Source organism: Brevibacillus parabrevis (assembly GCF_003710905.1).
Taxonomy (GTDB): Bacteria; Bacillota; Bacilli; order Brevibacillales; family Brevibacillaceae; genus Brevibacillus; species Brevibacillus parabrevis.
The window spans coordinates 224,747-237,809 of record NZ_RHHV01000002.1 but is presented as its reverse complement, the minus strand read 5'-3'; the positions used below and the strand labels follow the sequence as shown (position 1 = coordinate 237,809).

Annotated in this window: 7 protein-coding genes; 2 read left to right on the top strand and 5 right to left on the bottom strand. The window is 52.4% G+C overall.

The window, feature by feature from the left end:
• A partial coding sequence (locus tag EDM60_RS01630; RefSeq protein WP_122962395.1) for a SpaA isopeptide-forming pilin-related protein occupies window positions 1-4,959 on the top strand: 4,959 nt, incomplete at its 5' end.
• A gap of 77 nt (window positions 4,960-5,036) precedes the next feature.
• Here EDM60_RS01630 and EDM60_RS01625 read toward each other — a convergent pair.
• Window positions 5,037-5,987: an esterase/lipase family protein gene (locus EDM60_RS01625; RefSeq protein ID WP_122962394.1), complete on the bottom strand. Its 951-nt coding sequence runs from the start codon at window positions 5,985-5,987 to the stop codon at window positions 5,037-5,039.
• A gap of 203 nt (window positions 5,988-6,190) precedes the next feature.
• On the opposite strand from EDM60_RS01625, the gene EDM60_RS01620 reads away from it, so the two are divergent.
• Window positions 6,191-7,825: a family 10 glycosylhydrolase gene (locus tag EDM60_RS01620; protein ID WP_122962393.1), complete on the top strand. Its 1,635-nt coding sequence runs from the start codon at window positions 6,191-6,193 to the stop codon at window positions 7,823-7,825.
• Between the two features lie 72 nt (window positions 7,826-7,897).
• On the opposite strand, the gene EDM60_RS01615 is transcribed toward EDM60_RS01620, so the two are convergent.
• The 4 genes from EDM60_RS01615 to EDM60_RS01600 form a co-directional block, all read right to left on the bottom strand.
• Entirely contained in the window at window positions 7,898-8,881 is a 984-nt protein-coding gene (locus EDM60_RS01615) for an iron-hydroxamate ABC transporter substrate-binding protein (RefSeq protein ID WP_122962392.1), read from the bottom strand.
• 269 nt (window positions 8,882-9,150) lie between these two features.
• Entirely contained in the window at window positions 9,151-10,251 is a 1,101-nt protein-coding gene (locus tag EDM60_RS01610) for a nitric oxide synthase oxygenase (protein ID WP_122962406.1), read from the bottom strand.
• A 187-nt stretch (window positions 10,252-10,438) separates the two neighbouring features.
• Window positions 10,439-11,677 carry an MFS transporter gene (locus EDM60_RS01605; RefSeq protein ID WP_122962391.1) on the bottom strand — a complete coding sequence of 413 codons (1,239 nt, stop codon included), beginning with the start codon at window positions 11,675-11,677 and terminating at the stop codon, window positions 10,439-10,441.
• A gap of 472 nt (window positions 11,678-12,149) precedes the next feature.
• Window positions 12,150-13,055, bottom strand: coding sequence for a hypothetical protein (locus EDM60_RS01600; protein ID WP_233454124.1), 906 nt, complete (start codon window positions 13,053-13,055; stop codon window positions 12,150-12,152).
• Window positions 13,056-13,063: the final 8 nt, after the last annotated feature.

Here is a 13,063-nt window from a genome sequence, read left to right as displayed (position 1 = left end):
GGCACCAACCCCGGTGACGGCTCCGGCACAAATCCCGGCACAGGCACGGGTCCCGTCCCGGGCGACGGCTCTGTCCCGCCATCGCCAAGCGCTCCCCCCGTTCCCCCGCCTGTCCTTGAAGTGCCTGTCCCACAAGGCGACGTCATAACCGAGAACATCATCACCAGCGTGGTTATGAAGGACAAAAACGGGAACAACATCGAGGAAATCCGACCGGACCAGGGATCGCGCGTTCAAATCGACTTCACATGGAAGCTGGAAGCAGGCCATGCTTATTCCGAAGGCTCTACTTTCTCCTTTCCATTACCGGACAAATTCAAAACAGACCGCGTCTTGACCGGAGACCTCGACGGAGGCTACGGAACGTACGAGGTGACAACAGACGGACAGGTCACTTTTACCTTCAACGATTCCATCAACGACGGGCAAGAGGTAGATAACGGCTACTTCTTTGTTTGGCGCGAGTTTGATGAACTGAAGTTTGAAGGGGGCACCAGACAGGAAATTGACTTCAAACTGGACGGAGTCGCCCCGATTCAGGTTCACTTCAAAAACAAAAACGACACCCAAATCAAAAAGGCAGCCAAAGCAAACAAAGGGATGAACGCCAGCGAAATCGACTGGACGGTTGATTTTAACCAAGGGGAGCATCCGATAAAAGACGCCGTATTTACAGATGAACTTCCAAACGGTCTGGAAATCGACATGACGTCCATCAAAGTGTACGCGCTGGAAGTAAATCTGAACGGCCTCGTCAATCAAAAGGACGAAATCACTTCCTTTACCCCTGAAAAGTTGACGACAGCCAACGGATTTACAATTAATTTCGGCGATATCAACAGCGCTTATCGAGTCACGTACAAAACCAAGATCACGGAAAGCAAAGATCAAACGTTTACCAACCAGGCCACTGTCACAGGAAGCAATCTTCCTGATGCCCTGAAAGACTCGGCAAGCGTCTCGGTCAAGTACAGCAAGCCCTTGACCAAAGGTGCGCCTGACTACAAATCGGAAACCCAAACCATTACATGGTCGATCCAGTACAACTACAATGAGAAAACGATCCCGCAGGCCAACGCCTGGATCGCGGACACATTCGATACGAATCATCAGGAGCTTTTGCCTGGCTCTTTCGCCGTTTATCAAATGAGCATCGACGATAACGGAAAGGCAACCAAGGCGGGAGGAGCTGTTACAAACTACACCGTAACGGACACTCCGACTGGCTTCAAGCTCCAGTTTGCCGAAGACGTGACAACAGCTTACGAGATCGTCTACCAAACCAAAGCGAAAAAGCGGGTCCATGAAGACAAATACACGGTGATCAACAAAGTGGAAAACAGCGCAGGCGATACAGCGGAAGCTCCAAGGGACATCAACCAGGAAATTTTCTGGAAATCAGCCAAAAAAGAGCGGGTCAATTACGACAAGAAAACGATTGAATGGACCCTCTATCTCAACGGCGACAACTGGGAAATGGACGCGGGCCTGTTCATCACGGACAACTACGCAGGCCAGGGGCTGACACTCATCCCGGAAAGTGTGAAAGTCAGCGATTGGACGAACGAGCTGCAAAAAGACACAGACTACACGCTGGAACCGAATCCCGACTACGCAAAAGGCTTTAAAATCACGTTCATGAACAAACTGACCAAAAGCCATGTGATCACGTACGAAACCAGATTCGATCCAACGTCCAAAGACCGTCCGGCCGCTTACAAAAACGAAGCGACGTTGAACTGGACCGAAAACGGTACGCCACAGACACCGATCACCAAATCGGCTACGGTCACTCCAGACCGCTACACCACGAACAACGGAAACAAGACGGGCACATACAACGCCAAGACGAAAGAAATTACATGGACAATCGATGTGAACTACAACCTTCACCAGATTTCCAATGCGATTGTGCGCGACTTTTACAGCGGCGAGCAAACTTTCGTGGACAACTCGCTGAAGGTTTACAAGCTGAAGCTGACGGGTGGAGCAAACGGTGTAGAAGTCGTGGACGAGGAAATTCCGTTCTCCAACTTCCAAAAGCTGAAGGAAAACGGCAACGACGGTTTTGAAATACACCTCGGCGAAATCAAATCCGCTGTCCGTATTACCTACAAAACCAGCCTGGAAAATCTCCCGGTCCAAAGCGAATACACAAACAAAGCGACGTTGCACGACAGTGACACCTCTACCCCTCCGCTCTTCACAGGATCAACGACTGTGAAGCCGAAATACGGCGGAGATTACCTGCTGAAAACAGGCCGCCAAGGTACGGGAGCAGAATCTGAATACGCATTTTGGAGCATCATGATCAACCCGAGCCAGTCGCAAATCGCGGCAGTTTCCCAGTTGAAGGATACTTTGTCTGCCAATCAAATTTTGCTGCAAGACTCCTTCAAGCTGTACACAACCGATGTCTCTGCCAACGGAGCGCTGTTCAAGTCGACTGAACTGGATGCGGCTGAATACACGCTGCACACAGAAGGCAATTCGTTTTCCATCACGTTCAAAAATGAACTGCACACAGCCTACATCCTCGAATACCAGTCGTTTATCAACGCTGACGACGGCGAAAAAATCGACAATAAAGCTTCTTTTGCAGGCAAAACCGTTGTCGGGGTCGACGATAAAGGGAATGAAGGCATCAAGGTGAAATTGTCCGGTGCAGGCGGCGGGGCAAACACACCGGGCAAAGGCCACATCCAGGTCATTAAAAAAGACGCTGACACGAAAGAGCCTCTGGCCGGGGCAGAGTTCGGGCTTTACGACAAATCGGGAGCGACCCTGCTGGAAAAAATCGTGACAGATGCCGATGGTCTTGCCCTTTTCAAAAATTACAAATACAAAACTTACAAGCTGAAAGAAATTTCCGCGCCAGCTGGCTACGTCATCCCGGATGAGTACCGCAGCGGAAAAGAGCTTATCTTGAAAGCTTCCGGCACGCCCGATCCCGCCGTCCCTTACACGCTGGAAATCACCGTGGAAAACAAACTGCTGCGGCAAGGTTTCGAGCTGACCAAGGTGGACTCGGAAAATGCAGCGAAGCAACTGGACGGGGCCGTTTTCCTGCTCCAATTCGATAAAAACGGCACATTCGAAGACGTCGCTGAACTGACGACAGGACCGGACGGCAAGCTGTTCAAAGGTGATCTGCCAACAGGCGACTATCGTCTGGTAGAAAAAACAGCGCCGAAAGGGTACAAACTGGATACCACTCCGCAAACATTCACCATCGTTGCCAACCAGACGGAAATCGTGAAGCTCACCATGAAAAACGAGAAAAACGTCGGTTCGGTTGAACTGTTAAAAATCGACCACTTCACGCAGGAACCTCTCGCTGGCGTCACCTTCGACTTGCTTGACGCAGACGACAAAGTGGTGCAAAGCGGATTGGCAACGAATGCGGAAGGCAAAATTACCGTTCCGAATCTCAAAGCCGGAAGCTACCAGTTCGTGGAGAAGACAACACTCCCGGACTATCAGCTGGCGACTCCGCTGAAATTCGATCTGGTCGACGAAGGCACATTGACGCTTACTTTGACCAACAAACTGATTCCAGGCTCGGTCAAACTGACCAAAGTAAGAGCAGGCTATCCCAACCACAAGCTGAAGGGAGCCGTTTTCACCCTGGAGGACGAAAATGGGCAAACCGTCAAAGATAAAGACGGGCTGGAACTGAAAGAATTGACGACCGATGACAACGGCGAACTGATTGTGGAGAACCTCAATCCCGGAAAGTATCAGTTTGTCGAAACGAAAGCTCCGGCTGGCTACATGAGAACAAGCAAGCCAATCGCCTTCGAGATCAAAAGAAACCAGGTCCAAGGCAAACACGTGGAAGTCATCGCGGAAAACCAAGTCATTACAGGAATCCCGCAGGCAGGCTCCGTGGAATTGCTGAAAATCGATCACTTTACGAAGGAACCACTCGCTGGTGTCACCTTCGATCTGGTTGATGCAGACGGCAAAGTGGTACAAAGCGGATTGATTACGGATGCGAATGGCAAAATCCACGTTGAGAACCTTCAGCCTGGAACGTACAAATTCGTTGAAACCAAGGCGCTTGCCGACTATCAGCTGGCAGACCCTCTGCGTTTCGACTTGACCGCTGGCGATCCGCTCTCCCTCACCCTGACCAACAAGCTGATTCCAGGTTCAGTCAAACTGATCAAGGTCAAGGCTGGAAACGCGAATCGCAAGCTGGCAGGAGCGGTCTTCACCTTGGAGGACGAGAATGGCCGGACCGTGCAGGACAATCTCACAACTGACGAGAACGGCGAACTGATCGTCGAGAACCTCAACCCTGGCAAATACGAGTTCATCGAGACAAAAGCGCCAGCTGGCTATGAGAAAGACAGCACGCCGATCGCCTTTGTTGTCCAAAAAGGGCAAACCAAAGGCAACCACGTGGAAGTCGTTGTGGAGAACAAGGTAAAAACAGGCGGCGGTACCGATCCAGATCCGGAAGAGCCGACCAAACCTGAAAAACCCGAAAAGCCGGATAAACCAGACAAACCGGATAAGCCGGACAAACCAGATACTCCTGAGCAGCCAGGTACTCCTGAGCAACCGGGCACTCCGGGACAGCCAGGCACTCCGGGACAGCCAGGCACTCCGGGACAGCCAGGCACTCCAGGACAGCCGGGCACTCCGGGACAGCCGGGCACTTCTGGGCAATCCGGTACTCCTGGGCAACCTGCCACACCCGAACAATCCGGCAACCCTGAGCAGACGAACAACGCCGGGCAGACAGCAAGCCCCGGCACTCCTGCCCAGCCAACCGAATCCGCAGGCTCGAAAAACGCCAACGTACAAAACAACGCGGACGAAGCGTTCCCAAGCGGAAATGTGCTGCCACAGACTGGCGAGGAAGCACCAACGGGCTATTTGCTCGCCGGAATCTCCTCCCTGCTGATCGGTCTTTCCATCCTGCTGTATCGCAGAAAGAGCGCCGTATAATTCAAAAAGAGGACTTGGGCCAGCTTCTCCTGGCTCAGTCCTCTTTTTCTTGCTTGCCCCCGTCCCCGTACATGCTGCTATCCCAGAAGCTGCCACAGGAGCGGTTCGCTTTTATACAAAACATCCAGATGCGATGCTTCCACGTAATATTTGTCACCTTCCAAGGCAAAAACGCTTTTTGCCATAACGCTGCCATCCCCGGCTTTGCTGTTGATCGAGCCTACTACTCTGCCATCGACCCATTTTGTCGGGGACAGCGATGGGACAGTGCGCAAGTAATGAATCGTTTCGTGCCCGACCCCTGCTACAACCGTGACGCGAATGTTGCGGTCGTAAATAATCCCCATCGTACGGTTGAGCAGGTCGACATACTCATTTCTGACCACCATGCTGCTGTACGGGACGAACGATTCGACCCCGTTTTTCTTCTCCAGCAAGTAATCCCCATAGTCAGCCGCAGGCACCAAATCAAGCAGGCTCGGAAAATGTTTCTGGATCGCCTGCACCCGCTTGAACGGTCTTCCGTGCTCCAAATAAGCCAGATATACATTCATGTAAATCTCGACTACATTTCTTTTGGCATGGACCGAACGCGGGAGCTTTCCGCCAGCCCAATAGCAATAACTGATCGGAGAACCTGCGTTTGGCGTGGCAAAAACAAGCAGCTGATCCACATCGTTTTGATACGCATCCCCTTGTACATACGACCTGGCTACCAGCCCGCCCATGCTGTGGCAAACCAGATTGACATACGGCGAGCCTGTCTTTTGCTTCGCCCATTGAATAACAGGCACAAGAAATTGCTCGGCGGAGAGGCCAACAGGTTGACGCCAATCATAAAAGGCAACAAACAGCTGCTCGTTTAAACGGTATCCCATATTTTCCAGCATACGAACAAACGGTTCATATGCAGTTCGCGCAAGTCCAAAGCTCCAGTCTCCGGTTCCCGGAATAATCTGATCGTTCATCGACCCAAACAGCCCCGGAACAAACACAATCGGCACCTTTTGTGAAAGAAACAAACTCATGCAGTTATTCCTCTCCCTAAAAAATGGCTATGTCTTTGCCTATTCCTCATCAGCTTGGGTGGTTCCAACGACCTTATTTTTGTCGAAATGAACCGAATCGACTCAATTCTCCTCCCATTCCGCCGTAACAAAGCGATATAATAAGACGTCAAACGTTTAGTGAGAGTTTTGCCGCAAATATTACGTGTCGGAGGATTCACAAAATGAAGTTACGCAAGTGGTTCATGCTTTTGCTTATGTTCGTGTTGTGTATTCCAGCGATGGGGACATCTGTGCAAACAGCGCAGGCAGCTCCTGGCATCAGCATCTTATTGGACGGGCAGCAAATCAGAAGCGACGTCGCTCCGTACATCATCCCGAAAGTAAACGTCACGATGGTTCCTTTGCGGGTCATCAGCGAAAGTCTTGGCGCAGAAGTATACTGGGATCAAAACTCCCAGACAGCCACGATTTTAAAAGACAGCACGGTGCTGTCCATGACCATTAATCAGACTTACGCGCTCGTAAACGACAGCACGATCCCGCTGGATGCTTCGGTTCAAAACAGACAGGGCCGGGTTATGGTTCCTCTCCGTTTTGTCTCCGAACAGCTTGGCTTGCAAGTGAACTGGGCGCAGGAAACAAGAACGATTACGCTGTTGACGGGCAGCACGGCTGTCGTTACACCGCCGCCCGCAGATATTTCCGGCGGCAATAACGGTTCTGGTTCTGTACCTGTACCGACAACCCCGCCTGTCCAGAACGGTTCTTTGCGCGGTGTGTGGGTATCTACTGTCTACAATCTGGACTGGCCGTCGACTGGCTCCTACGGCAACCAGAGCAAGCAGCAGCAGGAATACATACAACTTTTGGACGAGCTGCAAGCGATGGGCATGAATGCCGTATTCGTGCAGGTGCGCCCTTCCGCAGACGCCTTGTACCCGTCTTCACTGGTGCCTTGGTCCAAATACTTGACTGGCACCCAGGGGAAAAATCCGGGCTATGACCCGCTTGCTTTTATGGTCGAGGAAACGCACAGACGCGGCATGCAGTTCCACGCCTGGTTCAATCCGTTCCGCGCCAATGTAGATGCCAAAACCGACCAGCTGGCCGCTACGCATGTAGCGAAAAAGCATCCTGAATGGATTGTCAATTCCAGCAACAAGCTGTACATCAATCCGGGCATTCCGCAAGCCCGTCAGCAAATCATTGCCGAAATCATGGAGGTCGTGCAGCGTTACGACGTCGATGGTGTCCACCTGGACGACTACTTCTATCCGTCCAACGGCACTTTCAATGACGACGCGGCCTTCAAAGCCTATAACAGCAAAAAAATCGCGACCAAAGCCGACTGGCGCCGCGACAACATCAATCAGTTCGTCCAACAGCTGAACCAGTCGATCAAAAGTGCCAAGCCTCGCGTCCAGTTCGGGATCAGCCCATTCGGCGTATGGCGAAACATCGCCGTCGATCAGACAGGCTCGGACACGAAAGCAGGGGTCACCGCCTACGACAACATGTATGCCGACGTGCGCACATGGATCAAGCAAGGCTGGATGGATTATGTAACGCCGCAAGTTTACTGGAGCCTTTCCTTTGCACCAGCCCAGTACGACAAGCTCGTTACTTGGTGGGCAGACGAGGTGCGCGGAACCAACGTCAAGCTTTTCATCGGCCACTCTCCTTACAAGCTGGGAACAGCCGAGGCAGGCTGGCAAAGCTCTCAGGAAATTATCAACCAGTTGAACTTCAACGCATCCGTTCCGGAAGTGCAAGGCAGCATCTTCTTTAGCGCCAAAGATTTGCGCAAAAATCCGCTCGGTCTGCTGCAAGCTCTCAGCAGTTACTACAACCGTTAAAAACAGACAAACCCCCGAGCCGGGATCAGCGTTCTGCCGCTGTCCGGTTCGGGGGTTTTCTATTGAATTGGCCTAGTTTTGCGTCAGTTTTTCTACAAAGAAATCGAGCTGCGCGTCCAGCGAAATCGGGTCGTTAAAATACGAGCCGACGCGGTCGAGCTGGAATACTTTATTGTTTTTTACAGCAGGAAGGTTTTTCCATACGCTGTTCTCATACACGCCATCCGGATTGGTATCATCTCCAGACCATCCGCTGGTGAAAATGATATCACCCGCAAAGTCGGGAAGTGTTTCCAGCGAAACATCTGCCCAGCCCGTACCAGTGTCGATGGCAACTTTTTGCGTAGCAGCCGGAGCCTTCAACTGAAATTCGCCGTAAATGATTTCGCCGCCCCTGCTGAAGTTGTGTCCGAAGGCGTAAATCCCTTTGGCGTAAGGCTGAAGGATGGCAACGGTTTTGTCTCCTACCGCCGCCTGTACTTTCGGTTTCAGATCAGCAATTTTCTTGTCCCAAGCCGCAATCCATTCATTGGCTTTGTCTTCTTTGCCTGTCATTTTGCCGAACTCTTGAAGCTGCTCGCGGAACGTTTTCTTGCCGTAAGGAACAGCAACGGTCGGAGCAATTTTGGACAACTCTGCCGTATTGGCATCGCCTTCAAACACGATGATCAAATCTGGACTCATGCTCAGCACTTTCTCAACGGAAGTACCGTCGCCAACGCTTTCCACGCCGTCCAGTTTGCCTTTCATGTACGGGTTTTGCAAGACGTGATCGGTAACGGCAATCGGCTTGATTCCCAAAGCCAGGAAATCTCCGGCGTAAATATCGGCAAGCACAACTAATCGTTTCACGTCCTTCGGAATTTTCACCTCTCCATTCGGAGCCTGGTACGTGATAAATTCACTGTTACTTTCGGTCGCCGCCGGAGCAGCCTTTTGTTCCTGCGCTGGTTGAGCGGCGTTATTGGCTGGAGCTTGTCCGCAAGCCGACAAAATCCCTACGAGAACCAGCATGATCGCCAGCAAGCTTGATTTGTAAAACCCGGTTTTGCGCAAAGTGAATCTCCCCCATCTTCTGTAATAATGATAATCATTATCGTTATAATTTTATCACATCTTACTGATTTCGCCACTGTTCTGTCGAAGAAAATCACTGTAAATCCCATACAGCTCTAATGCTGTGCAAGCTTCATGGCGGTGCTTTTCTGCCCGCATCGCGCCTTTACATCCAGTAAAAACCTTTGGATTTTTGGTTCGGCAATCTGTTTACGGAGGCTTCCTCTTTACAAAAAAATGCCGCGAACCGTCGTCCGCGACATCTTCGATCACTTATTTTGGGGCCATTCCGGTTTGGTCTGGTAATGAAAATTCGGCGATTCCAGCTTGTTATCGTACGCGCTGTGAAAAATGTGCGTAGCCGCAGGAGAAATCGGCGGAATCAGCCATGTCCAGTCTCCTGTAATGGCCCGGCCATTTTTTTCTTCTCTTTCCTCAAAACGTTTGAATTGTTGACTGGCTGTATGGTGGTCGACAATCGACACGCCTTTTTCCTTATAAGAATGCAGGACGGCCACATTCAGTTCGACCAACGCCTTGTCCCTCCAAAGCGTCGCTTCCCGGCTCGTGTCCAGCCCCATGACCTCTGCGACTTTCGGCAGCATGTTGTAGCGATATTCGTCTGCCAGATTGCGCGCGCCGATTTCCGTTCCCATGTACCAGCCGTTGAATGGCGCCGCCAAGTAATTCATGCCGCCGATCTCCATTCGCATATCAGCCACGATCGGCACGCCGTACCATTGCAAGCCAAGGTCCGCGAAGCCTGCTATTTCCGGATGAGTAATCGGCACTTCAATGACCAGTTCAGGTGGAATCTCGAAAAACTGCGGCTTGCGATCCCCGATCTGTACGACGAGCGGCAAAATGTCGTAGTGAGTGCCAGCGCCTTGCCAGCCCAAGCTCATACAGAGCTTCGTCAATTCAATCGATATCGGATCGCCCAGTACGCCGTACTCGGTTTCATATCCGGCATAGCGAATGAGCTGATGGTTCCAGATGCGCATGGCTGGGCGCTCTGGTGTCTCCGCTGCAAAGACGGTGATCGTCGGCCTGATTTTTCCGCCGTTCGTCGCGAACTCGATGTGTCGCAGCAACGCCTGCGCCATCTCTTCCTCTGTCTGGACATGGCGCTCGTCCAACACAATCAGCGACTCCCAGAAAAAGCGGCCAATGCACCGATTGCTGTTGCGCCAGGCCATTTTCGCCCCGTGACGCAACTCCTCCTCTGTATGCTCATAGTAGCCTTGTGACTCCATCTGCTGCCGGACTTGCTGCAAACGTCGCTCCGTCTCGGCCTCCGTTTTATTCAATTCGCTGTAGCAGGTGCGGATAAAGTGTTGAGCTGCTTCAATCCGTTGATCTGGTTCCATAGTACCCTCTTTCCCGCTGAAAGGCGCTTCCTCGCTGTTCATGTACACCTTCATTATAAATTTACAAGGCTTGCATTACCAATCTCACAGGCATTTCGACACATAACTGTAAAACCTCCATCCACTCCGTTGACACAAACACAGCCAAAGCCACCATGCGTGACCTTGGCTGCTTGTATGCACGTGATTACTGGCTCGCTGCGGATGCCTTCAGCTCTCTCACTGCCGGAAAGAGCAAGGGGCACAAGCCGATGAGCACAATGGCAATACCGGACAGCGAGAACCAGCTGTCCACCCCGATTGCCTCAGCTACCGGGCCTGCCACCAACAAACCAATCGGCGTTGCGATCAGCATCAGGCTGTTCACAAGAGACATCACTCGTCCCTGAACAGCCGGGTCGATCGTCGTTTGCAACAGCACCGCAAACGGCCCGCCAAACAATGGTCCCGATACCCCCATCAAGCCCGACAGCAGCACAAACCCGACAAATCCGGACACAGGCAACAGCCCCGCGAAGAACAGTCCCGCTCCCAGCAACGCAATCCCGCCTGTCAACAAGTACACGCGATTTCGCTTGGCACCCCAGCTGCCCAAAAGCAGCGAGCCGACGAGCATACCTGCTGCAAAAGAAAACTCGACCACTCCGGCATGCCACGCCCCTTTGCCAAAATGATTCAGTACCATAAGAGTAAACAATGCCCCAACAGGCACATACACAAACGTCGTGAACCCGATTGCCGCTGTGATCACCAGCAAGCCTTTTGACTTCATCAGTTCGCGCAGCCCTGCCTTGATCTCGCTGCGCATGCCGCTCGCGCCTTCCTCCGGCGCGCTGCGCTCAGGATTCGGAATATGCACCATCAGCAAAGCGGCACTTGCCAGCAGCGCCCCCAAAACATCGAGCAAGAGCACTGCTTCCATCGAAAAATAGGCCAGTAAAAAGGCACCGAGCATCGGACCCGCCATGTGTACGGCAGAGGTCAGCGTCTGCATCCAGCCTTGCACCTTCATCAGCTGATCTTCGGGCGCGATCAGCGGGATGGAAGCTTGCATGGACGGCATGTGAAACGCGCTTCCGATCGAACGCAAGCCAAGAATCACGTAAAAGGCCCAAACAGGCGGCTCCATCCCGGCGAAAAACAACATAGCCAGGACAAGACTGACAAAGGCAATGAACATGTCTGCGGCTATCATGATTTTTTTGCGATCCAGCCGATCCACAATCGTTCCGGCAAAAGGCCCGATCAAAGCCTGGGGCAAAAAGCCGGCCATCGAAGCGATGGTCAGCACCACCGCTGATCCTGTCTCCTCTGTCAGCCACCAGATGATACTGAATTGAACAACGGCACTGCCCAGAAGCGAGAAAGCCTGCCCGGCAAAAATCGTATAAAAAGTTCTCTTCCAACTGTCTTTTTTCGTATTCATATACATCCTCCTCATGTGGACATTCAAGTGCGGCATCCGTTTTTGGACGCAAAAAAGCACGGAGAACGTCCCGTCCGAGGGGGTGTCATCCGTGCGAAAGCTTGCTGCATCAAAGCACTTGAAAGAGCTGCCTAACAACGAATCAGGCAGGGAGCTTTGGAGGAATACGCAAGCTGACTATGCAGGCATGACAAATAACCCATCGAAAAACGGGCGAGTCGTCCGTGCCTGATTAGCGCATGCGTACATACCACATAACAGAACCTCCATCCAAACATGCTGAGTTACTGTCTATCCTAAGGCGCGGCCTGCACCACTGTCAATCCATTTTCGACTTATGGATTAGATTGGCTTGATCTGTTCGGTCCGGTTCGCAAGAAAAAGCAGGGGCTTCGCCAGACCGCCCCTGACAAAGCCCTGTTTCGTTCGCTTTCCCTATAGCTATCCATAGCGCCATATAGCGGCTGCGGCTTTATTTCCGTTTTCGCGTGAACAAAAAGCCGCCGACAAGCACGAGCAAAACAACGACGATCACCAGAGGAATGAGCGATGACCCCGACTCGTCACTGCTGGCTGCCGCTTCATGACCAGCGTGTTCATGCTCGTGGTCTGCACTCGCCGCTTTTTTCGGTTGTGCGGAAGCATTGGCGCTTTGTTCAAACTGAATCAGCTGGAGCTGCGGCTGCGGTTTGCCTGCGACATTCATCAGCCACGCTTCCTGAATCGCCCTTCCTTCCCACTCTGCCGGGTCAACGGCGGCTTGCAGCACGCGCGGATGCGCCGACACGTCATACGCGGTGCCAGATACAGTAAGCGAATACACTTTTGCAGCCTTGCCCTCTGCATCTTTTTCCTCGCGAACGCTCACTTTGTCCACTTTGCCTGTTGGCCCCGCGAGAAAGCCGCCCCGGTCGTACAAGCTTTTCCCTTCGGCCTCATCTTTTCTGTGCTCGAACACAAACAACGCAAATTGCTCGCGGGTCAGCTCACGTCCGGCATCCTGCACAGCCAGCTTCCCTGCAAAGTAAGCCTGATTGACGTCCGCATACGTGGCATTGCCGTCCAAAGAGGGCACGAGTCCTTTTGCCAAAGCTGCCGCTGTCACTTCTGTACGGGCCGCTCCGCTCTCTTGCAGCTTCCCGAACGTTCCCGCCCAATACGCCAGCTCTTCACGCGTCAGCTTCTCCTGCGGGGAAAACAGCGTCGAGCCGTGATGATCGTAAGGAATCACTCCCAGGCCGCTCAAATACACGATCTGCGACGTCGCCTTGGAATATTGCAGGTCGTCGTACAAGTTTTGCTCGTTGACGATGTGCGCCGATACCAGGCTCGGCAACAGCCATACCAGCATCGCCAACAAACACAAGCTCCTTCTCATGTCTTTCT